Raw genomic sequence first — 23184 nt, forward strand, 5'->3', positions numbered from 1 at the left:
CGGCTTCCGGAGTATGTCCCGTCGTCCACCGCGGCCCATCCCCGGATGCCGACTCGGACTTCCGATTTCCGATGTACACCCCCGATTTCGTCAGCAGGCCGGACGACACGTACAACCGGATGCGTCAAGCGCATTCCACCCTGGTGCCCGTAGAGCTGGCCCCCGACGTCCCGGCCACGCTGGTCATCGGCTACAGCACCGCGGTCCAGATCCTCAACGATCCCGACCACTTCCCGTCGGATCCGCGCGTCTGGCAGAAGACCATTCCCGCGGATTCGCCGGTCCGGCCGATGATGGAGTGGTTGCCGGCGGCCCGCTACAACACCGGCGCCGCCCACCGGCGTTATCGCGACCCCTCGGTGGTCGCGATCGACAACATCGACCAGAACGCCATCCTCGACATGGTCGAGAATGCGGCGATCCCGCTGATCACCTCGTTCTGCGAGAGCGGGTCCGCCGATCTGGTGATGCAGTACGCGTTCCCGCTGGTACTCGAGGTGCTCAACCAGATGTGCGGCTGCCCCGCCGATATCGGCACCCGGGTGGCCCTCGGTATGGCCGACCGCTTCGATTCCGACAAGGTCAAGGCCAAACAGGGCATGATGGACCTGCGGGGGGCGCTCATGGAATTGATCGCGCTCAAGCGCGAGCAGCCCGGTGACGACGTCACCTCGCATCTGGCCCATCACCCCAACGGCCTCGACGACATGGAGGTCTTCGCACAGCTGATGAGCTTCTACGGCGCGGGATTCGAGGCCCAGCGCACGTTCATGGCCAACGCGCTGCTGCTGATCCTCACCGACCCGCGATTCCAGCCCGACAGCGGCCGCAACCTATCGACCACGGACGCGCTGGACGAGGTTCTGTTCAACAACCCGCCGATGGCGAACTTCTGCACCACGTATCCCCGGCAACCGATCCAGATCGATGGAGTATGGCTGCCCGCCGATCAACCGGTACTCATCAGCCTGGCCGCGTGCAACAACGATCCACGCATCCGGGGTGAGGCCACCAGCAGCATCGGCAACCGCTCACATCTGGCCTGGAGCACCGGCCCGCACGTGTGCCCCGCCAAGGACGTGGCCTACCGGACCGTCGAGAGCGCCATCGATCAACTCTTCGACCGCATCGGTGAAATCCAGCTGGCAGTCCGGCCCGATCAGCTGACCTGGCGTCCCGGCCCGTTCCACCGCGCCCTGACCGCGATGCCGGTGGTCTTCGCGCCGCTGCGCCCGCACCAGGTGGCGCTGTAGCCGTATCCGCCTGCGCAGAACCCGCTCGATCGGCCCGGCCGCGCCGGACAATGCACCGCCGGGCCGATCGCTCCGTCAGCACCCGGCCGGCTCCACCTCGGATCACCGGGACTCTGGGAGACGCCAAACGTGTTCGGTCGCCGTCGAATTCATCCTCACCGGCGCGACAGAGCTTGGAAACCACCGCGTGTCGCCATGAAGGTCGGTCTGGCCCCGGTGGTTTCACCAGGCACGGACACGTTGCCCCACGGCCGATGCGCCAACGGCGTCGCAGCCTGGGCTTATCTGCGGTGAATCCTCGGTTGGCTCGTACTCGGTCTTTCAGCGCGGGAGTTGCGCGGTATGGCAGGGGGATTCGTCGCTGTCGGGTCGGGTGTTCCGACCACGAAGGTGCAGTGTGGAGGTGATCGGGCTGCCGCGCGGTTGGCAGACGCAGTCGTGCCGTGCGGCGAGCCGGCCGTCGCCGCAGCCTCGTCACCGTGACTATGCGAGGTCGGTGGGCCGGTGGTGATGGCGGGAGATGTTGGCCTCCAGCAGGGCAGTCGACGAGGCCACATCGATATCGCGGGAGCCGATCTCGGGCAAGCGGCCATCCTCGGAACGCAGCTTCGCCAGCGCCTCGGTCATCGCCGCGTGCGCCGCGAACAGGCACGGCGTGGAGTAGATCGCCGCATCGACTCCCAGTGCCCCGAGCTCGGTCAACGACAGCCGCGGCGAGAGGCCGCCGGCGATCTGGTTGAACAAGAGCGGTTTCGCACCGATCACGCCGCGGACCTGCCGGATCCGCTCCGCGCTGCGCACACCGTCGACCAGTACAGCATCGGTGTCGGTTGCGGCCAGTGCTTGCGCACGTCGCAGGATCTCCTCCTCGTCGGTGGCGTCGGTCCGCGCGACCACCACCAGGTCGGTGCGCGTGGCCAGTACCAGGTTCAGCTTCTCGAGATACTGCTCGAGCGGCAGGATCCGTTTACCCGCCAAGTGGCCGCACCGGCGTGGACGCTGCTGGTCCTCCAAGATCACCCCCGAGGCGCCCAGCATCTGCAACTGCTCGACCACATGACAGGCGACCTCCACGTCGGCATACCCGTCGTCGATGTCGACCAGCAGATGCCGGTCCGGAAACGCCAGACGCAACCGCTGCACGAACCCGACCATGTCGGGCCAGGCGATGAACCCGATGTCAGGGAGCCCGTAGTAGGAAGCAGCGAACCCGAAACCGGACACGAACATTCCCGCGAAGTACTGCGCGGCGATCGATGCCGAATACATGTCGAAAATCCCGACCAACGGGGTCACCCCCGAACGGCGGATCTCCTCGCGCAACGCAGTGCCGTACCGCATGATCTCCTGCCTCCCGTCTGCGCAGGGACGCTCGGCCGGTGAGACCGGCCTCCTGTCACGATGGCTGATCCAGTGGAACAGCTCGGCCACGGCTCCCCCTGAGTTCGGCGATGCAGCAGCACGGACCTGGTGTCGCCAGTCTTGCGCGGGAGGCAACCGATACATACAGACTGCTCCTTCGCCGCTGAGAACGCAGTCGACATGCCGCGATGCTCGACCGTCCCCATCCTGGCCGACCGCCAGGGCGAGTTCGCGGCGGCCACGAGGCGGTGTGTTCACCGATGGCACCAGACTGCGACAGGTCCGTGGTTGCCGTGGCCCCTGGCCGCGGGCGGTCACCTCGTCACGGCAGTAGCCGAGGACGATCCTGAACTCGCCGCCGCATACGAAGCGGCGGGCATGCGCGTCAGCGGCGTCGCGGTGGATCCCGACCCGGTCGCCCTGCGCGGGCTGGCCGAACTCGTCGAACGGGGCGAACTCCGGGTCCACGTCGAGAAAACGTTCCCGTTCGAGCGCGTCGCCGACGCCCACCGGCTGCTCGACGCCGGCCATCTCCGAGGCAAGCTCGTCCTCACGGTCTGATCTCGCCGGGGCCTCGGGTGCCCGGGGCCCCATCATCCGGGCGACAAGCCCGCAGCCTACGTCCAGCATCCATGTCCGCTGCCGTGGAAAACGATTCCCGCTACATCGGTGCCCGAAGCCGTGATCAAGACCCAGTGTTGTCAGCCGGCCCGTACGGACGGTCCGAGACGCTTGCCGTCGCCGCGGTCATACCGAGCCGAGATCGGCGGACACCCAGTGCTCCGGTCGCAGGTAGATCACGACCTGCTCGCCGAACGCCTCCGCCTTGCGCAGATAAGCGGCGGCTTGGTCGGGTGGCAGGTAGCGATGCACCAGCTCCAGATGCAACTCCTCGGTCATCGGTTCGGTGCGGGCGACCGTTCCCTCCACGCTGACGTACCGCACCGTCGGCGAAAGCCGGTCCACCATCAGAGAAAATCGCCCGGCCGCCGCTATCAGCTCGGCCTTGCGCGAGTCACGGCCGGTGAGCACCCACGGCAGGCCACCCGGTGTGTACTGGTACCAGATCGGCACCGTCAGCGGGCCCCGATCCGGACCCGCCGAAACCGACAGTGCGGCGATGTGTGGCTCGGCCAGGAACAGCTCTCGTTCTTCTCTGGAAAGTGCCATTGCCGTACCGTAGCGGCAAGCACCGACAAGCCGGCCGCTACAGCGGGCAGCCGGCGGAACTCGCTGTTCGCGGCACTCGCCCGAGGAGTGTCCGGTTAACGCTCGGTGCGGGTAATCCTGGCTAGTCTGGAGAGATGCGAGGAGTCGGAGCCCGCGGTGGTTCCCGCACTCGGGCACGGGCAGCATCGGCGGTAGCGACAGCGAGTCTCATGTCCTGGACTACCGGGGCGTTCTTTTTTGTCGGCGGACTGCTGGCTGCCGCGGTGACCGCACTGACGGGCGACGGGCCGGGCAATCGCGCGGTCGTGTTCGGCGTGGCGCTGGTCGCGGTGCTCACCGGCATCGTGCTGTATCTGATGGGTGAACGGATGCCGGTGCGCGCGCACCCGATCTTGGTGCTGCTCGGGACCGTGCTGATCACCGTGGCCATCCTTTGCCTCCCCGGCATAACCGCCGCGGTCACGCTGTCGTCGCTGTACGTCTTCATCGCGTGCGACGCCGCGTTCTTCTTCAGCACACCCGTCACCGGCCTGGAGATCGCGTTCGCCGTGGCGTGCTGCATGGGGGCGCTGGGCACTCGCGACCAGCCGCGATGGTGGATCGGGCTGATCCCGGCCGGGGTCACCGTGGTGGTCGGCGTGGTCGTCACGATCCTGGCTCGCATGGCCGCGGAAGCCGATATCGACGTGCTCACCGGCCTGCTCAACCGGCGCGGCTTCGATCGGCTGCTGAACGCGGAGATCGCCAAGGCCGGCCGGCTCGACCAACGCCCCGCGCTGGTGCTGGCCGACCTGGACCGCTTCCAGACGATCAACAGCCACCCCGACCAGCCCACGAGCGATGCGGTGCTGCAGCAGGTCGCCGACGCCTGGGGCGACCTGCTGGAGCCGGAACAGACGCTGGCCCGGCTCGGCGGCGACCTGTTCGCGGTACTGCTGCCGGACACCACCGAACGGGCCGCGGTCGAGTTCACCGACCGCATGCGCGCGGTGACAACCACCGGCTGCTGCGCGGGCGTCACGTCATGGCAGCCGGGCGAACCGGCGTCGATGCTGGTCAGCCGCGCCGATGTGGGCCGGTATCGGGCCAAGCAGGCAGGCCGCAATCTGACCAGGCTGGAATCCGGGCAGCGCATCGCCCTGGCCGAGGAGCTGCGCCGAGCCATCGCGGAAGACAACCTGGAAGTCCGGTACCAGCCGATCGTCAGCCTGCCTCTCGATGGCAAGGTGGTCGGCATGGAGGCGCTGCTGCGCTGGTCCTCGGCCACCGAACCCGGCCTCAGCCCGAACGAGGTGATCCGCGCCGCGGAGGAGCACAACCTGATTGCCGACCTGGACCGGGTGGTGCTGCGCAGAGCTTGTATGGACGCTGCCTGCCTGCAGCGAAGGGTAGCCGATCTCGACCTCATGCTGAACGTCAATGTCAGCGGTCTGGAACTGGCCGACGCCGATTACGTCAATCGGGTACGGAACATTCTGCGCAGCACCGGCTGGCATGCCGGGCGGCTCGTACTCGAGATCACCGAGACGCAGTTGGTGGCCGAGTCACAGGATGCGATCGCCAACCTGAACGCTCTGCGCGACACCGGCGTACGCATCGCCATCGACGACTTCGGCACCGGTTACTCATCCTTCAGCCGGCTGGCGGCCATTCCGTCGGACATTCTCAAAGTGGACAGATCCTTCGTCTCGGCGATCACCACGGACTCACCCGCGCCGCCGCTGCTCGGGGTGATCAAGGCACTCAGCAAGGCACTCGACATGCAGGTCATCGCCGAAGGCGTGGAGCACGCACACCAAGCGGCAATACTCGCCGACCTCGGCTTCTCCCTGGTCCAGGGCTACCACTACGGCAGCCCCCAATCAGCGCAAGCGATACACGACAAACTCGTCGAGCAGTTCCACATGGCCACACACCACAAGCATTTGCCGTCCAAATAGGTTGCGCCCGATGCCCTTCGGGCCTTTCTCGTAACCTCATGCGGGTCGGCACCCTTCCCTACCCGATGATTTCCCCACGTGCGTAAACCCCAGAACAACGAAAACCGCCTCGGCCCAGGCGATTTACGAGTGGGAGCTGTTCCCGGTGCCAGGCGTCGTGGCATGGCCGGCCAGTTGCTGCGGTTTTCAGGCGACGTCCGTTGTGGTGGTGCCAGTTGGTGGCCCTGGGGTCATTTCGCGGGGCCGTTCGAGGAGCTTGCCCTTGTGGGCCGCAAAACCTGACCACGCAATGGATTACAGGCGGTCGCGGAGCCTCGCCAGCAGGTCGCAGGCACCCGACGCCGGTTCGCCGAACGCGATCGTCAGCTTCTGCGGTACGCCCGCCAGTTCGAGAGTGGCCTGTCCGTGCAGCACGACCTGTTCCCCCGAGCCCTCGCCGACGCCGTCGACAGAACTGATGCCGATCGCCTCGACGTCCGCGATCCGGCGGTACCAGCTGGTGAAGGCAGACGGCAGGCGCGGGCCAGTGCTGCCCTCCCGGTTCGCCGTCCAGTTCGGTTCGTGGTAGGTGGCCGCGATGTGGATCAGCCCAGGCGAGAGCAGCCACAGCCCGAACCACGCGGTTTCCCGACCGTGGGAGGTGTAGCGGACATGCTTCGCCTCGATTTCATGCTCGCCGGCCAGCACCGCCAAGGCGTACACGACATCAGACGGCGCCTTGATCGAATAGGGCGTATCGGTCTTTGTGAGATCAGCGAACTGCCGACACCTATCCATGGAAAGTCTCACGCCCCCGAAATCTACCGACCACACACCCGGCCGTACAGGGGGTCCATTACCCCTGTCAAAAGCATTGTCCCCAGCCACAATCCGGCCGCGGACAAGGCACTACACGCGAAACACCCGAAACGGACGAAATTGCGAATACGGCTGCCGCAGAGCGGATCACGAGAAGAGACACCAATTCGTCAGAGCGCCGGTTTCCGCACGACCGCTGTAGGACCTACCGCTCAGCTCGCCTTGTTGTACGCCTCGATGACGCTCGCATGAAGCCGCCCACGACCGGACACCGCACAGCCGTTCCGGCGCGCCCATTCGCGCACCGCCTCGGTCCGCTCCCGATCCACCGCAGTGCGAGCGCCAACCTTGCTCTGCGCCTTGGGGATCCGGCCGACCTTGCGGCCGGACTCGATCCACTGCTCGAACACCTTGCGGAGTTCGCCGGCATTCTTCACCGACAAGTCGATCTCGTACTCGACCCCGTCGATACCCAACACGACAGTCTCTTGCGCCGTGGACTTCCCGTCGTAGTCGTCGATCAACTCGACGATGACCTTCTTCGCCATACGAGTGCGGACCCCTGTCATCATCAGAATGCTCGCGTCTCGGAATGCTCGAGCAGCAAGCCTGGACACCGACCGGCCAAGGCGCTCCACCAGCACGTCAAGAGACCAACAGGGCAGACCGCTCGGTTCTCGCCGGTGCGGAGCCGCCTCCCGCGGGGGCGTTCACCAGCTTCGACCGGCTGGCGGGGAGTCACTCGACCGGATCAGGGCCTGGCCTGGTGTGCGCGGTCAGCAGCAGGTGGTCCATGCGGGTGCGGAGCCGCACGTCCTCGCCGGAGATCTCGGGCAATCCGGCGATCAATCGGTGCGCGAGAGTGCGGAGTTTGGTGTTGGATTCCTGGGACCGCCACCGCAGGACCGCGAACGCTTGCTCAGCGGTGACGTTGTAGGCGAGCATCAACGCGCCTTTGGCCTGCTCGATCACAGCCCTGGCCTCGACCAGCTCCGGCAACACGTCCTCGAGTGCCTCGGTGCGGTAGTCGGCCGCGGCCGCGGACAGGTCGATGTAGTAGCCCTGGGTCCCGGTCACCGTGCCGTGGGCATCGGCCATCGGCTCGGACACGACAAGCACCTCATGAACGCGTCCGGCGGTGTCGATGATCCGGTGGCGGCTGGAGAACGCGCCACCATCCTCGATCGACACGATCAACGCTTCGAGCCGGTCACGATCCTCGGGATGCTTGTGCGACAACAACAACTCGGTCGTCGGTTCGATATCCGGCGGGTGGCCGTGGATGCGCGCGGCCTCGGCCGACCATTCCCACCGCCGCTCCCGGAACCAATACCGGAACCGGCCCACCGCCATCGGGTCCCCCACCCCGACGACTTGTTCGACCAGATCCTTCTCCTCTTGCGACGCCTCCGCGCGGTCAGCCATGCGCACATTATCGTCGCGCAGAACCCGGGCGCCACCGCAAGCAGCCGCATCCCAACGAGATGATGTACAAGCTGCGCCGCGGAGACGACAGGGACAGGGACAGCCGGCAGGAGCAACGCACTGCCGAACCACGGTCGGGCTGTCAGGATTGTTCGCGTGGACATCGATACGCACAAGCCACATACCGCGCGCATGTACGACTGGTACCTCGGCGGCAAGGACAACTACGAGATCGACCGCGAACACGCCGCGCGAGTAGAGACGGTGTTCCCCTCGGTCGGCGTCGCGGCCCGCGTCAACCGTGCGTTCATGCACCGCGCCACCCGCTGGCTCGCCGGACAAGGCATACGCCAGTTCCTCGACATCGGCACCGGAATCCCCACCGAACCGAACCTGCACCAAATCGCCCAAGCCGAAGCACCCGAGTCCCGGGTGGTCTACGTCGACAACGACCCCACCGTGCTCGCCCACGCCCGCGCCCTGCTCACCAGCAGCCCACAAGGCCGCACCGCGTACGTCGACGCCGACGCCACCACACCCCGCGCGATCCTGGACGCCCCGGACCTCCGCGGAACGCTCGACCTCACCCAACCGGTGGCGGTAAGCCTGATCGCGTTGCTGCACTTCATCCCCGACGACAAACAGCCACACGACATCCTCACCACGCTGATGGACGCGGTCCCCTCGGGCAGCTACCTCGTACTCACCACCGCGACAACCGATTTCGACCCGAACACCTTCGCCAAGATTCAGCAGATCTACGCCGAAGGCGGCATCCCCGCACAATTCCGCACCCGCGACGAATTCGCCGAGTTCTTCACCGGATTGGCACTGGTGGACCCGAACGTGGAAGTCCCCCACCGATGGCGACCGGACCAGTCGCCGAACGTGGAAGGCGACGACCTGAATGCGCGTGTGTCGTTCTACGCCGCAGTAGCGCGCAAACCCTAGTCCGCGGGCACAGCCCTGTTCGGTGACGACACCCAGCAACCGGTCACCTAGTCCCGCCGGTCCGTTGGGACACTCCAGGGACACTGGGCGTTCCACGCTCGATGGCGTGGCTTTCGCCGCATGATCAAAATAGCCTCTGACCTGGCAATCAAAGAGTGGGCGCAGAGGGGTTCGAACCCCCGACCGCTGGTGTGTAAGACCAGAGCTCTACCACTGAGCTATACGCCCGGTACTCCGCCTCGCGGAGCGGAGTGGGTGGCCTCCGCCAGGAGGCGCGGGTTACGAATCTAACGCAGTGAGGGCTTTCTCCCAAGCTGCCTGGTCACGGGGTTCGCCGGGGCCGTTCATTTCGGCGAAGCGGATGATGCCCGACTTGTCGACCACGAAGGTGCCGCGGTTGGCGAAGCCGGTTTTGTCGTTGAAGACGCCGTAGGTCTGGGCTACGGCGCCGTGCGGCCAGAAGTCGGACAGGAGCGGGAAGGTGTAGCCCTGTTCGGCGGCCCAGATCTTGTGCGTGGGCGGCGGACCGACCGAGACCGCGAGAATCTCGGCGTTGTCGTTCTGGAATTTGGGCAACTCGTCGCGCACCTTGCACAGCTCGCCCTGGCAGACGCCGGTGAAGGCGAGCGGGTAGAACACGATCAGAACGTTCTTGTCACCGCGATAATCGGACAGGCTGACGTCCTGGTTGTTCTGGTCCTTCAGCGTGAAATCCGGTGCGGCCGTACCTACTTCGAGTGGCATGCGCGAATCCTCCTGTCTGTGATGCGTGCCGCGCCGGCACTGCGCGACACGGGCTCGGCTACTGACCGCGGTGAGCGTCGGATCCCACACTCGCCGCACCGCCCCGATCCGGTGCGGCTACACGAGAGGACGACACACGCCCCGGTGAACCCTGCCGCGCCGCGACTCAGCGCTGCTTGGAGGGCGTCTTCGGCTGGGTCAGCTTGATACCCGTCCAACCGCCCAGACTGACCGGTGTGGTGGAGGTCAGCCCCGCGGGGGTCGCCGACTCGGCGATCTCGCTGGGGTCCACATGCCCCTGCTCCCCGGTCTTGGGGCACAGCACCCAGACGAATCCGTCGTCGGCCAGCGGGCCGATCGCATCCATCAGCTCGTCGACCAGGTCTCCATCCCCGTCACGCCACCACAGCAGGACGACATCGACCACCTCGTCGGTGTCGTCGTCCAGCATCTCGGAGCCACTCTCCTCCTCGATGGCTGCCCGCAGCTCGTCGTCGGTGTCCTCGTCCCAGCCCAGTTCCTGAACAACAAGCCCGGGGGAAATCCCGAGCTTCTGAGCATAGTTGTGCGCGTCCGCCGCGGCGACCACGGTGGTGTCCTCCTCAACTCCAGACAATAGTTAGTTGCAAGCGAACATGGTCCAGCGCCACAACGCAAGCCGATCCGACCAAAAACTCGGCGAAATGTCGCGGGACCGTTCGGTGAACACGTCCGGGATCAGCACTTCCCCGTGTCTGGAATCAGGGGCAGCCAATCCCGTGTCGATCAGCCGGCCAACCGCGCCTCCCTACCGCGCCGAACAGGCGTCGCGCGCCACGTTGAGAGCATCGTTCACCCGCTTGCTGGCGTCGTTGAGCGCGCCGACGGGCGCGGTGTAGGTCATCTTCCGCGTCTCCGCGGCCAACCCGCGAGCCGCCGTCACGTACGCGGTGAACTTCTGCGCCAGATCGGTCGGCAGAGCGTCACCGGAGGCGTTCACCCGGCCTTCGACCGTCTTCGCGGCGTCCTCGAGGGTCTGCGCCGAGGTGTCGCGCTTGGCGTCCTGATCGGGCGCGTTCGCGTCGTGCGCGTCGACGAACTCGTTGTACTTGGTGACCGCGACACTGGTCGTGCCCCGGAACGGCGTGCAGTTGTCGCTGATCGCCTTCGCCTGCGCTGCCGCCTTCTGCGAGGAGGTGGCAGCCGCGGAGGACGAGGCCATCTCCGTCCGGTACGCCGAGGCCTCCACCTCGTTCGCGGTAGCGGTACCGTGGATGGAGCTGGAGCAGCCGGCCACCACCAACCCCGTGCCGACCGCCACGGTCGCGCACATCAGTCCGAACCCGCGTGGGTTCAGCAGCTTCATCGTCCTCCCCGCTTCTCGACATCGACTGTGTCCAAGGGCACTCAATGGATGCAAATGTTGCCTCGTGCACGGTACTGGATTTCCGGCTGACATGATGACCTGGGACGCATCATCGGCAAGGATGTGAGGTGCGCCCCATCCGTTCGCGGCGGATAGCCCGCTTACCAGCGCAAGCTACCCGGGGATCTCGATAACAACAGAGCCATCAGCCTGTCCACCCCTGTACGAGGAGCATGGATTTTGACCGACCTGCTGCACCCGATGTCTTCGTCCGGTCCCACTGCCGACGGCCACGGCGACGCCGAACAGGCGCCCGACCGGCCCGCCGGGGCGCGCGTGCGAGTGATCCGCGAGGGGGTGGCGTCGTACCTACCGGACATCGACCCGGACGAAACCAGTGAATGGCTCGAATCCTTCGACGAGATGCTCGATCGCGAAGGACCGGGACGTGCCCGCTACCTGATGCTGCGCCTGCTCGAGCGCGCCGGTGAGCGGCACGTCACCATCCCCGCCCTGACCTCCACCGACTACGTCAACACCATCCCCACCGAGAACGAGCCCTGGTTTCCCGGCGACGAGGAGGTCGAGCGCCGCTACCGCGCCTGGATCCGCTGGAACGCCGCGGTCATGGTGCACCGCGCCCAGCGTCCGGGAATCGGTGTGGGCGGCCACATTTCGACCTACGCGTCCTCCGCGGCGCTGTACGAGGTCGGCTTCAACCACTTCTTCCGGGGCAAGGATCATCCCGGCGGCGGCGACCAGGTGTTCATGCAGGGACACGCCTCCCCCGGCATGTACGCGCGGGCATTCCTCGAGGGCCGGCTGACCACCGATCAGCTGGACGGATTCCGCCAGGAGTACAGCCACGGCGGTCCGGGGCACGGCCTGTCCTCGTACCCGCATCCGCGGCTGATGCCGGACTTCTGGGAATTCCCCACGGTATCCATGGGTTTGGGCCCGATGAACGCCATCTACCAGGCGCGGTTCAACCACTATCTGCACGACCGCGGCATCAAGGACACCTCGGACCAGCACGTCTGGGCGTTCCTGGGCGACGGCGAGATGGACGAGCCGGAGTCGCGCGGCCTGATCCAGGTCGCCGCGAACGAGGGCCTGGACAACCTCACCTTCGTCATCAACTGCAACCTGCAGCGCCTGGACGGCCCGGTGCGCGGTAACGGCAAGATCATCCAGGAGCTGGAGTCGTTCTTCCGCGGCGCCGGCTGGAACGTCATCAAGGTCATCTGGGGCCGGGAGTGGGACGCGCTGCTGGGCGCGGACCGCGACGGCGCGCTGGTGAATCTGATGAACTCCACCCCCGACGGCGACTACCAGACCTACAAAGCCAACGACGGCGCGTACGTGCGCGAGCACTTCTTCGGCCGCGACCCGCGCACCAAGGAATTGGTGAAAGGGTTGACCGATCAGGAGATCTGGAACCTCAAGCGCGGCGGCCACGACTACCGCAAGATCTACGCGGCGTACGCGGCGGCGCTGGCGCACCAGGGCAAGCCGACGGTGATCCTGGCCAAGACCATCAAGGGTTACGGCCTGGGCAAGCACTTCGAGGCGCGCAACGCCACCCACCAGATGAAGAAGATGACGCTGGACGACCTCAAGGCGTTCCGCGACGTGCAGCGCATCCCGATCACCGACGCCCAGCTCGAAGAGAACCCCTACCTGCCGCCGTACTACCACCCCGGCATGGAGTCCCCGGAAATCCAGTACCTGCTGGGCCGCCGCAAGGCGCTCGGCGGTTACCTGCCCGAACGACGCAGTGCGGCAAAGCCGCTGCAACTTCCCGGTGACGAGCCGTACCGCGGCGTGCGCAAGGGTTCGGGCAAGCAGAACGTCGCCACCACGATGGCGTTCGTGCGCCTGATGAAGGAGCTGTTGCGGGACAAGGAGATCGGCAAGCGGATCGTGCCGATCATCCCCGACGAGGCCCGCACCTTCGGGATGGACTCGTGGTTCCCTTCGTTGAAGATCTACAACCGCAACGGCCAGTTGTACACGTCGGTCGACGCGGAATTGATGCTCGCCTACAAGGAGAGCAACGTCGGGCAGATCCTGCACGAGGGCATCAACGAGGCCGGGTCGACCGCGTCGTTCACCGCGGTGGGCACTTCCTACGCCACCCACGGCGAGCCGATGATCCCGCTCTACATCTTCTACTCGATGTTCGGCTTCCAGCGCACCGGCGACGGCCTGTGGGCCGCGGCGGATCAGCTCGCCCGCGGCTTCGTGCTCGGAGCTACCGCCGGGCGAACCACGCTGACCGGTGAAGGCCTGCAGCACAACGACGGTCACTCGCTGCTGCTCGCCTCGACCAACCCGGCGGCCGTGGCCTACGACCCGGCGTTCGCGTTCGAGATCGCGCACATCGTGCGCGACGGCATGCGCCGGATGTACGGCGGCGGCGCCACCGCGCCCGATCCGGCCGCGGTGCCGGGCACGCATCCGCACATGCGCGAGGATGTCTTCGGCGGGGAGAACGTCTTCTACTACATCACCCTGTACAACGAGCCGTACCCCCAGCCGGCCGAGCCGGACGGCATCGATATCGACGGATTGCTCAAGGGTCTCTACCTGTACAAGCGCGGCGGCGAGGGTTCGGTGCGCGCGCAGATCCTGGTCTCGGGCGTGACGGTGCCCGACGGCCTGCGCGCGCAGGAACTGCTGGCCGAATGGGGTGTGCAGGCCGATGTGTGGTCGGTGACCTCGTGGAGTGAGCTGCGCCGCGAGGCGCTCGCCAAAGAGATTGCCGCACTGCGCAATCCGGGGACCGAGGCGGAAGTGCCCTACATCACCCGGGCGTTGTCGCAGGCGCAGGGACCGTTCATCGCCGCCTCGGACTGGATGCGCGCGGTGCAGGACCAGATCCGCAAGTGGGTTCCGGGTGACTACACCACCCTCGGCACGGACGGTTTCGGATTCTCCGACACCCGCCCGGCGGCACGCCGGGTGTTCAACGTCGATGCCCAGTCCATCGCCGTCGCCGCACTGGCCGCGCTGGCCCGCACGGGTGCGATCGACGCGTCGAAGGTGACCGAGGCCGCGGCCCGCTACCGCATCGACGACGTAGACTCCGCCGAGCAGTCCACAACCAGCGAGGACTGATCTTCCGGCCGCCGCTCCTCCTCCGAGCCCCCGCACGAAGGGTGAAATGACCCCCAACCTGACCACCTCCGGCGTACTCGGCAGCAACGAGGCTCGGTACGCCGGAGCAGTCAGCCCGACAGCACAGGTACCGACACGACTCGCGGTCGTGCACACGAAGCGTGCGAGCACCCGCACTCCGGCGACCACGCACGCGCCCAACGGCCGGACACCCCGGTGCTCCGGAACTGTCGGGCAGCACACGCCGACACGACAGTTCACGACACAGCTCGCCCGCAGCCACACGAAGGCACCGGTCGCTCGCCTCCGGACCTCCTCCCACGTGCCCAGCGGCGAAGCGTCTCCGGACGCCGGAACTGTCACGCAAAACACGGCGACCCCAAAGGTTTTCGGCGCGGCTCGTCGTTGCGCACTCGAAGCGCATGGGCGAAGCCCGAGTCTCGAGCGTGCAACCACGAGCCCGTGGGCGCCGAAAACCCGCCGCAGCGAAGCGGAGGCAGAAATTGCAGTAAACCTGCCGGAGCGGAGCGGAGGCGAAAAATCCAGTGGAGCGTAAACCGCCGAGGCCGCGCCGGGTTTCCGAGTCCGGTACCTCCACCTCGCACGAGGTGTACCTGCCGACGGGGGCGCTGTCACCCAACCGGCAGACCCGCGATCCGCTGCCGGACACGCTGCTCAAGCGCGTCAAGCAGTTCTCCGGACGCTTGTCCACCGAGGCGGTCGCCTCGATGGAGGATCGGCTGCCGTTCTTCGGCAGCCTGGATGCCGCTCAGCGCGCGGGCGTGCAGATGCTCGTGCAGACCGCGGTGGTGAACTTCCTCGAGTGGCTGCAGGACCCCGAGAGCGATATCCGCTTCAGCCTGGACGCCTTCCAGGTCATCCCGCAGGATCTGGCGCGCCGGCTGACGCTGCGCCAGACCGTGGACATGGTCCGGGTGGCCATGGACTTCTTCGAACAGTGGCTGCCCGCCCTCGCCCGCAACGACCGGCAGCTGGTCGCGCTGACCGAAGCGGTGCTGCGGTACGGACGGGAACTGGGTTTCGCCGCGGCATCGGTGTACGCCAGCGCCGCCGAATCCCGCGGCGCCTGGGACACCCGGCTCGAGGCACTGGTCGTGGACGCGGTGGTGCGCGGGGATACCGGGCCCGAAATGCTTTCCCGCGCGGCCACACTCAACTGGGACGCCACCGCCCCGGCGACGGTCCTGGTCGGCACGCCCCCGAAAGATCAGGTGGCCGTGGTGAGTTCGGTACACACCACCGCGGCCCGGCACGGTCGCGCGGCCCTTGCCGTCGTGCAGGGCTCACGGCTGGTGATGGTGGTCAGCGGCCATCTCGGCGACACCTCCTACCCCTCCCCCTTCCTGACCGATCTACTCGCAGAGGCGTTTTCCGAGGGCCCGGTGGTGATCGGCCCGACGACTCGGACGCTGTCCGCGGCGCATGCCAGCGCGGTCGAGGCGATGGCCGGAATGGAGGCCGTGGTCGGCTGGCGGGGCGCCCCGCGGCCGGTGCACGCCTCGGAATTACTGCCCGAACGAGCCCTGCTCGGAGATCGCGCTGCGGTCGAGGCTCTGAACGAGTATCTTGTGCTACCGTTGGCCGCCGCCGGGTCGGCTCTGTCGGACACCCTCGACGCCTACCTGGATTGCGGTGGAGCCGTCGAGACCTGCGCCCGCCAGCTGTACGTTCATCCAAATACGGTCCGTTATCGCCTCAAGCGCATCGGCGAGGTCACGGGCCGGGATCCGATGAATCCGCGCGACGCGTACGTGCTCCGGATCGCCGCGACCATAGGTCGTCTGACACGAACTCGTAACGAATCGCCTAATTCTGCCCCAGAGGACCCTTTCGACGCAGTTCATCACGAGCGGCTGTAACGCCGTACACGAGATCCTCGATGCCGGTGGCCGACTAGCCGTTTTGTGGAGTCCACACAAAAGCAGTCCGCAAACATCATTCGCGTCGACATCTCCACAACACCCCGAAACGGTGTTGGCTAGAGAAGTGATCGCGTTGTTCGCCCCAGGACAGGGCTCTCAGACACCAGGAATGCTCGCGCCTTGGCTCGACCTCCCCGGCGCGCGTGACCATCTCGAACTCTGGTCCAAGGCCGCAGGTCTGGACCTCGTGCGGCTGGGCACGACCGCAACGGCGGAGGAGATCACCGATACGGCGGTCACCCAGCCACTGGTGGTCGCGGCCGCGCTGCTCGCCTACGCGGAGATACCGCAGAATGTGCTTCCGCCCGCTACGATCGTCGCCGGACACTCGGTCGGCGAGCTCGCCGCCGCCGCCGTCGCCGGCGTCATCTCCTCCGATGACGCGGTGATGCTCGCCGCGATCCGCGGTGCGGAGATGGCCAAGGCGTGCGCGCTGGAGCCGACCGGCATGTCCGCCGTACTCGGTGGCGACGAGGCCACCGTGCTCGCCCGGCTCGCGGAATTGGATCTCGTTCCGGCCAACCGCAACGCGGTGGGTCAGATCGTGGCCGCGGGCCGGCTCGATGCGCTTGCCGAATTGGCGGCGAACCCGCCGGAGAAGGCACGCGTGCGTGCACTGCCCGTCGCCGGGGCGTTCCACACCGCGTTCATGGCTCCCGCCCAGGACGCTGTCGCGAATGCCATCGCACAGATTTCCCCCGGCGAACCGACCCGGACCCTGCTGTCGAATTTCGACGGCAAGCCGGTCAGCTCGGGTAAGGACGCCATCGAAAAGCTCGCGGCACAGGTGACCCGGCCCGTCCGGTGGGACCTGTGCACCGAAACCGTTCGCGCGGCAGGGGTTTCCGGCGTGGCTGAATTGCCCCCGGCGGGAACCCTGGTCGGCATAGCCAAACGGGAGCTCAAGAGCACCCCGAACCTGGCGCTGAAGACCCCCGAGAACATCCCCGCGTTGTCCGACCTGTCGGCAACCGGCTAGCTTTTCTGCGGCTTGCAGTGATGCAACCGCAACCGAGTGGATCGAAACATCGGCCCGCCCGGTTCCGAAAAAGTGAACAGACCCCACCGAAGAGAAGAACAAGAAGGGAGCCACGCAGTGGCCGCTCTGACCCAGGAACAGATCGTCGAAGAGCTCGGCAAGATCATCGAAGAGGTGACCGGTATCGAGCCCTCCGAGGTGACCATCGAGAAGTCCTTCGTCGACGACCTGGACATCGACTCGCTGTCGATGGTCGAGATCGCCGTGCAGACGGAGGACAAGTACGGCGTCAAGATCCCCGATGAGGATCTGGCCAGCCTGAAGACGGTCGGCGACGCCGTGGCGTACATCCAGAAGCTCGAGGCGGAGAACTCCGAGGCCGCTGCCGAGCTCAAGGCCAAGTTCGGCGCGGACTCCGAGTAGGACCGATACCGTGACCACTCCTTCCACTTTGAACGGGAACTTCCCCAACGTCGTCGTAACAAGCCTGGCGGCGACCACGTCGATCGCGGGTGACGTCGATGCGACGTGGAAGGGACTCCTCAACGGCGAGAGCGGCATCGACGTTCTCGAGGATTCCTTCGTCGAGGAATACGACCTTCCGGTCCGCATCGGCGGTCATCTGAAGGTTCGGCCGGAGACCCTGCTCAGCCGGGTCGAGTGCCGTCGCATGGCGTACGTCGAGCAGCTCGCGACCGTCCTCGGTCGCGAGGTGTGGAAGAACGCCGGAACTCCGGAGGTCGATCCGGAGCGCCTGGGCGTCGCCATCGGCACCGGACTCGGTGGCGGCGACGCACTGATCGATTCCGTCGACAAGCTCAAGAACGGTGGCTATCGCAAGATTTCGCCGCTGGCGGTGCAGATGGTCATGCCCAACGGGCCGTCCGCCGTCGTGGGCCTGGAGTTGAAGGCCAGGGCGGGAGTGGTCACTCCGGTCTCGGCGTGCTCATCGGGTTCTGAGGCCATCGCGAACGCGTGGCGGATGATCGTCATGGGCGACGCCGACATGGTTGTCACCGGTGGCGTCGAGGGTTACATCGACGCCGTGCCGATCGCGGCATTCTCCATGATGCGCGCGATGAGCACCCGCAACGACAACCCGAAGGCGGCCTCGCGTCCGTTCGACTCGGCGCGCGACGGTTTCGTCTTCGGTGAAGCCGGTGCGCTCATGGTCATCGAGACCGAGGAGCACGCCAAGGCGCGTGGAGCAACGATCCACGCGCGGCTGATGGGCGCCGGCATCACGTCCGACGGTTTCCATCTGGTCGCCCCCGCCCCGGACGGGCAGGGCGCGGCACGCGCGATGACCCGGGCGATGCAGACCGCTGGTCTGACCAAGAAGGACATCACCCACGTCAACGCGCACGCGACCGCGACGCCGATCGGTGACACCGCCGAGGCGAACGCGATCAACCTGGCCGTGGGCAGCCATGCCTCGGTCTACGCGCCCAAGTCCGCCCTGGGCCACTCGATCGGCGCGGTCGGCGCCCTCGAGTCGGTACTCACCGTGCTCAGCATTCGCGACGGCATCGTGCCGCCGACGCTGAACCTGGACAACCAGGATCCGGAGATCGATCTCGATGTCGTGCACGGCGAGGCTCGCCGCCAGGACATCGAGTACGCGATCAACAACTCGTTCGGCTTCGGCGGCCACAACGTGGCGCTGGCTTTCGGCCGGTACTGAGTTTCGCCGGTCAACTCCAGAACGATTCCCCCGCGCGGCCCTTCGGCTCGGTCGACCCCACCGAAGGGCCGCGCGTGGTTTTTCTCCGCAACAGCCGATCAGCTCCACTCGCAGCCGCGTCAGCGACTCACCATCATCTCGAGGAGAGAACGCGATGACCATCATGGCTCCCGCACATGCGGATGCCGCCACCGATCCCCGGGATCCGCTGGGCCGGTTGCAGCGATTCTTCGACCCCGGCACGGTGCTGCCGCTGCACCCCCGGGACAAGTCCGGCGTACTGGCCGCCATCGGCGAGGTCGACGGCGTGCGCACGGTCGCCTACTGCTCGGACGCCACGGTCATGGGCGGCGCGATGGGCATCGAGGGATGTAAGCACATCGTCGACGCGATCGACACCGCCATCGAGTCCCGGCTGCCCGTCGTGGGCATCTGGCATTCCGGCGGCGCCCGGCTGGCCGAGGGCGTGGAGGCCCTGCACGCGGTCGGCCTGGTCTTCGAGGCCATGGTCCGCGCCTCCGGCCTGGTCCCCCAGATTTCGGTGGTGCTCGGCTTCGCGGCCGGTGGCGCCGCCTACGGTCCCGCGCTGACCGACGTGGTCATCATGGCCCCCGAGGGCCGGGTCTTCGTGACCGGTCCGGACGTCGTGCGCAGCGTGACCGGTGAGAACGTCGACATGGCAACGCTCGGCGGCCCGGACACGCACTACAAGAAGTCCGGTGTGTGCCACATCGTCGCCACCGACGAATCCGATGCCATGCACCGCGGCCGCCGGCTGGTCTCGATGTTCGCCGAGCAGGGCACGTTCGACATGGTCGCCGCCGAACACGGCGATGTCGACCTGAAGGCGATGATGCCCGAATCGGCCAAGCGCGCCTACGACGTCAAGCCGATCGTGCACGAGCTGCTGGACAACATCAACGGCGAGTCGACGTTCGAGGAGTTCCAGGGCGGTTATGCCCGCAGTATGGTCACCGGCCTGGGCCGTCTGGCCGGGCGCACGGTCGGCGTGCTGGCCAACAACCCGCTGCGCCTGGGCGGCTGCCTGGATTCGCAGAGCGCGGAGAAGGCGGCGCGTTTCGTGCGCCTGTGCAACTCGTTCGGCATCCCGCTCGTCGTGATCACCGACGTGCCCGGCTATCTGCCCGGTGTCGGCATGGAGTGGGAGGGCGTGGTGCGCCGCGGCGCGAAGCTGCTGCACGCCTTCGCCGAGGCTCGCGTTCCGCGGGTGACACTCGTGACCCGGAAGATCTACGGCGGCGCGTACATCGCGATGAACGCGCGCTCGCTCGGCGCGACCGCGGTATTCGCCTGGCCGGGTTCGGAAGTCGCGGTCATGGGCGCCAAGGCCGCCGTCGGCATCCTGCACAAGAAGGCCATCGCCGCCGCGCCCGAACCCGAGCGCGAGGCGCTGATCGAGCGGCTGACCGTCGAGCACGAGCAGATCGCCGGCGGCCTGGGCCGGGCGATGTCGATCGGGGTGGTCGACGAGGTCATCGATCCGGCCAAGACCCGCTCCACCATCGCCGCCGCCCTGGCCGCCGCGCCCGCCCGGCCGAGTCATCTCAAGAACATCCCGCTGTAGCCCGCGAAACTCATTCCACCGCATTGGTTCACAGGTGATCCGCGGCGGTCGCCATGCCCGCTCGGCTGAGTCACCGCGAGAACAGCCCGCCGCAGTCCACGAGACACCCTCCGCCACAACGCCTCCCAAGTGGCCCTCGGCAGCCGGCATGCCCGCTCGACCGAACGACCGCGAGAACAGCCCGCCGCAGTCCACGAAACACCCTCCGCCACAACGGTTTACAGGTGGTCCTCGGCGGCCGAGGGTCGTTCCGGTTCAGGGTTCGGTCGGATCGGGTTCGTCGGAGTATCCGGTGACGGTGAGTTCGACGAGCAGCAGCATCGGCGAGTCCGAGGTGGGGACCAGGGTGCCGACGGCGTCGACCACGGTCCAGCCGCCGCCGATGCGGCGCAGCCGGATTCCGGTCAGGCGACCGCTTGTCTCGTGCGCTCGGACGACTCGGCCGACCTCGGCGAGGATCCGGCGCACGTCGTCGGGGTGTGGGGTGTCGCGGTCGTCGACCACGCCCTTCCACTGGATGTCCGGCACCGGATCGGTGACCCAGCGGATCAACCGCACCTTTTCCACATCGGCGAGTACCAGGTGGGAGCGGCCCGGGCGCTGGCGTCCGAGTGCGGCGAAGGCCGCGGTGTCCACCGACGCCGGTTCGGGAGCGAGGAATTCGGTGACATCGTGCAACAGTCCGCGCCACCGCGCGAGATCGTTCTCCGCGCCGTTGCGCAGCGCCATGTGATAGCGGCGCGGGACGCCGGCCACGCAGGCCGTGACATCGCCCGCCCAGCGCATCCGTTCGCGCGGGCCGAGCGTCTGCAGGATCAATTCCATCGAACCGTCACACCGCCGCACGTGCCGGAACGCCTCGGGAACCGTCCAGTGCGATCTCGACTCGGGCAAATCCCATCCGAAAGGGTTGTGCACCAGGTGAATCGATCGATGCTGTGACGAATAGTCGAAGGCGGCGACGATATACGGATCGGGAAGTTTCGAACCCACGGCCGCGCTGCGCACCTGCACCGCGTAGACACCGCCGTCGGGGCCGAATACCGGTGCGGCGCAAACCGTCTCATGCTCCCGCGACTCGCCCGGACGACGGGACACTCGCATCTCGACGGTCTCACCGCGGCGCCACACCGGTTCGATCATGCGCCGCACCCCGGGCCGCAGCACCCGCGCCGCGTATCGCCAGCGCGTCGGGCGCTCGTCGACCGCGAGCACGGTCCAGTCCTCGGCGTCCCCCAGTGTTTCGATCAGTACCCGGCCGCTGTCCACTCCGCCCCTCCTCCTGGTGCCGGAGACCGACTCTGCCACATGCCCGGCCGGGCTCCCCGAGAGCCTCGGCCGTGCAGCGGAAGGTCAGCCGACGTCGCGGCGCAGCCAGGTGACCTCGGCGCCCTCACTGCCGCTGCGGAACGGTTCCAGGTCGTCGTCCCAGGCGGTGCCGAGCGCCCGATCCATCTCGGCGGCGATCTCGGCGGGGCCGTACCGGCCCCGATCGCGCGCCAGCCGCACGATCTCCCGCAACCGCATCTCCCCGACCATCACATCGCCGTTCGCGCTCATCGCCCCGCACCACAGACCGAGCCCGGGAACGAAGCTGTACCGCTCGCCGTCGACGCCGTCACTGGGGTCCTCGGTGACCTCGAAACGCAGAACCGGCCAGGCCCGCAACGCGTTGGCAATCTTCGATCCGGTACCGACCGGACCGGCCCACTCGGTGGTTGCGCGCAGCTGTCCCGACGCGGCGGGTTGCGCGGTCCAGCGCAATTGCGCGGGCGACTTGAGGGCCGAGGAGAGCGTCCATTCGATGTGCGGGCACAGCGCGGCCGGCGACGCGTGGATATACACCACTCCAGACGTCGCGTCCGCGAACTGACTCGTTCCGCGCACCAGTACACCTCCAGCCTCGACCTGGAACGTCTTCCCCAACGATCGGTCGAGCCGGCGTTGCCCGAGTTTACTGGAGTGTCCGAAGTTACGTGTGTTACTTGGCTTACGTGTCGCTGTCCGCCGCGAACTGGGTGAGTACCGAGTCGCTCAGCGGCGGCCAGGCCGCGCGGGCCCAGTCGCCGAAATTCTCGTCGCTCAGCGCCACGCACGCCACCCCTGGCGCGGGATCCACCCACAGGAAGGTGCCGGATTGCCCGAAATGGCCGTAGGTGCGCGGTGAATTCGCACTTCCGGTCCAATGCGGAGTCTTGTGGTCGCGGATCTCGAATCCCAGGCCCCAATCATTGGGGCGCTGCGAACCGTAGCCGGGCAGCACGCCATTGCATCCCGGAAATTGCACGGTGATGGCCTCACCGAGAGTTTCCGGGGAAAGCAAACTCGGACTGAGCAACTCGCCGGCAAAAAGCAGTAGATCGGCGACCGTCGACCGGGCGCCGTGTCCGGCGGGGCCGTCCAGAACCGAGGATTTCATTCCGAGCGGCTCGAAGACCGCCTCGTGCAGGTAATCCTCGAAGGCGATCCCGGTCTGGTCGGCCACGAAGCGCGCCAGCACCTCGAATCCGGAACTCGAGTAGATCCGCCGCGTCCCCGGCTCGGCCATGATCACGGTGGTGTCGAAGGCCAGCCCCGAGGTGTGCGCCAGCAGATGCCGCACCGTCGATCCCGGCGGCCCCGCGGGTTGGTCCAACTCGACCGCCCCCTCCTCCACCGCGACCAGAACCGCATAGGCGACAAGCGGTTTGGTCACCGAGGCCAAGGCGAACTCGCGATCGGCGTCCCCTTCGGCGGTCACCGCTCCCGCGGCCGTCGCCACCCCCACGGCCGCATGTCCGACCGGCCATTCCCGAATCTGCTCCAACGCTCGCACGCTAGTGAGCTTAGAACTCCCGCTCCGCCCGCCGCACCGCGACTCTCGCGCGCCCGCGCGGCTTCGCCCG

Annotated in this window: 21 protein-coding genes and 1 tRNA gene; 10 read left to right on the forward strand and 12 right to left on the reverse strand. The window is 67.0% G+C overall.

Annotated elements, in window-relative coordinates; all coding sequences use genetic code 11:
• The first annotated feature begins 71 nt into the window (after nucleotides 1-71).
• Nucleotides 72-1253 carry a cytochrome P450 family protein gene (locus AC5WS7_RS19650; RefSeq protein ID WP_495955999.1) on the forward strand — a complete coding sequence of 394 codons (1182 nt, stop codon included), beginning with the start codon at nucleotides 72-74 and terminating at the stop codon, nucleotides 1251-1253.
• Nucleotides 1254-1736: 483 nt separating this feature from the next.
• Here the strand turns inward: AC5WS7_RS19650 and AC5WS7_RS19655 are convergent, their stop codons facing one another.
• The gene (locus AC5WS7_RS19655; protein ID WP_495956000.1) at nucleotides 1737-2594 is read right to left on the reverse strand and encodes an isocitrate lyase/PEP mutase family protein; all 858 of its coding nucleotides are present in this window, start codon (nucleotides 2592-2594) and stop codon (nucleotides 1737-1739) included.
• 309 nt (nucleotides 2595-2903) lie between these two features.
• On the opposite strand from AC5WS7_RS19655, the gene AC5WS7_RS19660 reads away from it, so the two are divergent.
• Nucleotides 2904-3176 (forward strand): zinc-binding dehydrogenase, encoded by a 273-nt coding sequence (locus AC5WS7_RS19660; protein WP_495956001.1) that lies wholly within the window; start codon nucleotides 2904-2906, stop codon nucleotides 3174-3176.
• Between the two features lie 186 nt (nucleotides 3177-3362).
• On the opposite strand, the gene AC5WS7_RS19665 is transcribed toward AC5WS7_RS19660, so the two are convergent.
• On the reverse strand, nucleotides 3363-3785 hold the full coding sequence (locus AC5WS7_RS19665) for a pyridoxamine 5'-phosphate oxidase family protein (RefSeq protein ID WP_495956002.1): 423 nt from the start codon (nucleotides 3783-3785) through the stop codon (nucleotides 3363-3365).
• 209 nt (nucleotides 3786-3994) lie between these two features.
• Between AC5WS7_RS19665 and AC5WS7_RS19670 the strand changes: the two genes are divergently transcribed.
• The gene (locus AC5WS7_RS19670; protein WP_495956003.1) at nucleotides 3995-5725 is read left to right on the forward strand and encodes an EAL domain-containing protein; all 1731 of its coding nucleotides are present in this window, start codon (nucleotides 3995-3997) and stop codon (nucleotides 5723-5725) included.
• Between the two features lie 294 nt (nucleotides 5726-6019).
• Here AC5WS7_RS19670 and AC5WS7_RS19675 read toward each other — a convergent pair whose 3' ends face one another.
• The 3 genes from AC5WS7_RS19675 to AC5WS7_RS19685 form a co-directional block, all read right to left on the reverse strand.
• Nucleotides 6020-6418: a hypothetical protein gene (locus AC5WS7_RS19675; RefSeq protein ID WP_495956004.1), complete on the reverse strand. Its 399-nt coding sequence runs from the start codon at nucleotides 6416-6418 to the stop codon at nucleotides 6020-6022.
• A 317-nt stretch (nucleotides 6419-6735) separates the two neighbouring features.
• Nucleotides 6736-7071, reverse strand: a complete 336-nt coding sequence (locus tag AC5WS7_RS19680; RefSeq protein WP_495956428.1) for a histone-like nucleoid-structuring protein Lsr2 — start codon at nucleotides 7069-7071, stop codon at nucleotides 6736-6738.
• Between the two features lie 190 nt (nucleotides 7072-7261).
• Nucleotides 7262-7948 (reverse strand): PAS and ANTAR domain-containing protein, encoded by a 687-nt coding sequence (locus AC5WS7_RS19685; RefSeq protein ID WP_495956005.1) that lies wholly within the window; start codon nucleotides 7946-7948, stop codon nucleotides 7262-7264.
• A gap of 156 nt (nucleotides 7949-8104) precedes the next feature.
• Here AC5WS7_RS19685 and AC5WS7_RS19690 point away from each other — a divergent pair, with 156 nt between their 5' ends.
• Nucleotides 8105-8899 (forward strand): SAM-dependent methyltransferase, encoded by a 795-nt coding sequence (locus AC5WS7_RS19690; protein ID WP_495956006.1) that lies wholly within the window; start codon nucleotides 8105-8107, stop codon nucleotides 8897-8899.
• A gap of 156 nt (nucleotides 8900-9055) precedes the next feature.
• Here AC5WS7_RS19690 and AC5WS7_RS19695 read toward each other — a convergent pair.
• The 4 genes from AC5WS7_RS19695 to AC5WS7_RS19710 all read right to left on the reverse strand — a co-directional run bounded on the left by AC5WS7_RS19695 (nucleotide 9056) and on the right by AC5WS7_RS19710 (nucleotide 10988).
• Nucleotides 9056-9127: transfer RNA gene (locus AC5WS7_RS19695), tRNA-Val, on the reverse strand.
• 51 nt (nucleotides 9128-9178) lie between these two features.
• Nucleotides 9179-9643, reverse strand: a complete 465-nt coding sequence (locus tag AC5WS7_RS19700) for a peroxiredoxin (protein ID WP_495956007.1) — start codon at nucleotides 9641-9643, stop codon at nucleotides 9179-9181.
• 166 nt (nucleotides 9644-9809) lie between these two features.
• Nucleotides 9810-10232, reverse strand: coding sequence for a DUF3052 domain-containing protein (locus AC5WS7_RS19705; RefSeq protein WP_067891988.1), 423 nt, complete (start codon nucleotides 10230-10232; stop codon nucleotides 9810-9812).
• 198 nt (nucleotides 10233-10430) lie between these two features.
• The gene (locus tag AC5WS7_RS19710; RefSeq protein ID WP_495956008.1) at nucleotides 10431-10988 is read right to left on the reverse strand and encodes an Rv2240c family protein; all 558 of its coding nucleotides are present in this window, start codon (nucleotides 10986-10988) and stop codon (nucleotides 10431-10433) included.
• Nucleotides 10989-11249: 261 nt separating this feature from the next.
• Between AC5WS7_RS19710 and aceE the strand changes: the two genes are divergently transcribed.
• The 6 genes from aceE (at nucleotide 11250) to AC5WS7_RS19740 (ending at nucleotide 20299) form a co-directional block, all read left to right on the forward strand.
• On the forward strand, nucleotides 11250-14108 hold the full coding sequence (gene aceE, locus AC5WS7_RS19715; protein WP_495956429.1) for a pyruvate dehydrogenase (acetyl-transferring), homodimeric type: 2859 nt from the start codon (nucleotides 11250-11252) through the stop codon (nucleotides 14106-14108).
• Nucleotides 14109-14653: 545 nt separating this feature from the next.
• Nucleotides 14654-15988, forward strand: coding sequence for a PucR family transcriptional regulator (locus tag AC5WS7_RS19720; RefSeq protein WP_495956009.1), 1335 nt, complete (start codon nucleotides 14654-14656; stop codon nucleotides 15986-15988).
• 127 nt (nucleotides 15989-16115) lie between these two features.
• Nucleotides 16116-17030 (forward strand): ACP S-malonyltransferase, encoded by a 915-nt coding sequence (locus AC5WS7_RS19725; protein WP_495956010.1) that lies wholly within the window; start codon nucleotides 16116-16118, stop codon nucleotides 17028-17030.
• A 117-nt stretch (nucleotides 17031-17147) separates the two neighbouring features.
• Nucleotides 17148-17453 (forward strand): meromycolate extension acyl carrier protein AcpM, encoded by a 306-nt coding sequence (gene acpM, locus AC5WS7_RS19730; RefSeq protein WP_067891531.1) that lies wholly within the window; start codon nucleotides 17148-17150, stop codon nucleotides 17451-17453.
• Nucleotides 17454-17463: 10 nt separating this feature from the next.
• Nucleotides 17464-18714: a KasA/KasB family beta-ketoacyl-ACP synthase gene (locus AC5WS7_RS19735; protein ID WP_495956011.1), complete on the forward strand. Its 1251-nt coding sequence runs from the start codon at nucleotides 17464-17466 to the stop codon at nucleotides 18712-18714.
• Between the two features lie 154 nt (nucleotides 18715-18868).
• A complete protein-coding gene (locus AC5WS7_RS19740) occupies nucleotides 18869-20299 on the forward strand; it encodes an acyl-CoA carboxylase subunit beta (RefSeq protein WP_495956012.1) in 1431 nt (476 codons plus the stop codon).
• Nucleotides 20300-20554: 255 nt separating this feature from the next.
• Here the strand turns inward: AC5WS7_RS19740 and AC5WS7_RS19745 are convergent, their stop codons facing one another.
• The 3 genes from AC5WS7_RS19745 to AC5WS7_RS19755 all read right to left on the reverse strand — a co-directional run bounded on the left by AC5WS7_RS19745 (nucleotide 20555) and on the right by AC5WS7_RS19755 (nucleotide 23114).
• Nucleotides 20555-21568 (reverse strand): GAF domain-containing protein, encoded by a 1014-nt coding sequence (locus AC5WS7_RS19745; protein WP_495956013.1) that lies wholly within the window; start codon nucleotides 21566-21568, stop codon nucleotides 20555-20557.
• Between the two features lie 84 nt (nucleotides 21569-21652).
• Nucleotides 21653-22186 carry a DUF3145 domain-containing protein gene (locus tag AC5WS7_RS19750; protein ID WP_495956014.1) on the reverse strand — a complete coding sequence of 178 codons (534 nt, stop codon included), beginning with the start codon at nucleotides 22184-22186 and terminating at the stop codon, nucleotides 21653-21655.
• A gap of 103 nt (nucleotides 22187-22289) precedes the next feature.
• On the reverse strand, nucleotides 22290-23114 hold the full coding sequence (locus AC5WS7_RS19755) for a serine hydrolase domain-containing protein (RefSeq protein ID WP_495956015.1): 825 nt from the start codon (nucleotides 23112-23114) through the stop codon (nucleotides 22290-22292).
• Nucleotides 23115-23184 lie beyond the last annotated feature (70 nt).

This window comes from Nocardia sp. PLKS1-43, assembly GCF_059510335.1.

Coding starts and splice junctions, on each gene's coding strand:
- AC5WS7_RS19650 (WP_495955999.1), top strand. CDS start 72: ATGTACACCCCCGATTTCGTCAGCAGGCCGGACGACACGTACAACCGG.
- AC5WS7_RS19655 (WP_495956000.1), bottom strand. CDS start 2,594: ATGCGGTACGGCACTGCGTTGCGCGAGGAGATCCGCCGTTCGGGGGTG.
- AC5WS7_RS19665 (WP_495956002.1), bottom strand. CDS start 3,785: ATGGCACTTTCCAGAGAAGAACGAGAGCTGTTCCTGGCCGAGCCACAC.
- AC5WS7_RS19670 (WP_495956003.1), top strand. CDS start 3,995: ATGTCCTGGACTACCGGGGCGTTCTTTTTTGTCGGCGGACTGCTGGCT.
- AC5WS7_RS19680 (WP_495956428.1), bottom strand. CDS start 7,071: ATGGCGAAGAAGGTCATCGTCGAGTTGATCGACGACTACGACGGGAAG.
- AC5WS7_RS19685 (WP_495956005.1), bottom strand. CDS start 7,948: ATGGCTGACCGCGCGGAGGCGTCGCAAGAGGAGAAGGATCTGGTCGAA.
- AC5WS7_RS19700 (WP_495956007.1), bottom strand. CDS start 9,643: ATGCCACTCGAAGTAGGTACGGCCGCACCGGATTTCACGCTGAAGGAC.
- AC5WS7_RS19710 (WP_495956008.1), bottom strand. CDS start 10,988: ATGAAGCTGCTGAACCCACGCGGGTTCGGACTGATGTGCGCGACCGTG.
- aceE (WP_495956429.1), top strand. CDS start 11,250: ATGTCTTCGTCCGGTCCCACTGCCGACGGCCACGGCGACGCCGAACAG.
- AC5WS7_RS19740 (WP_495956012.1), top strand. CDS start 18,869: ATGACCATCATGGCTCCCGCACATGCGGATGCCGCCACCGATCCCCGG.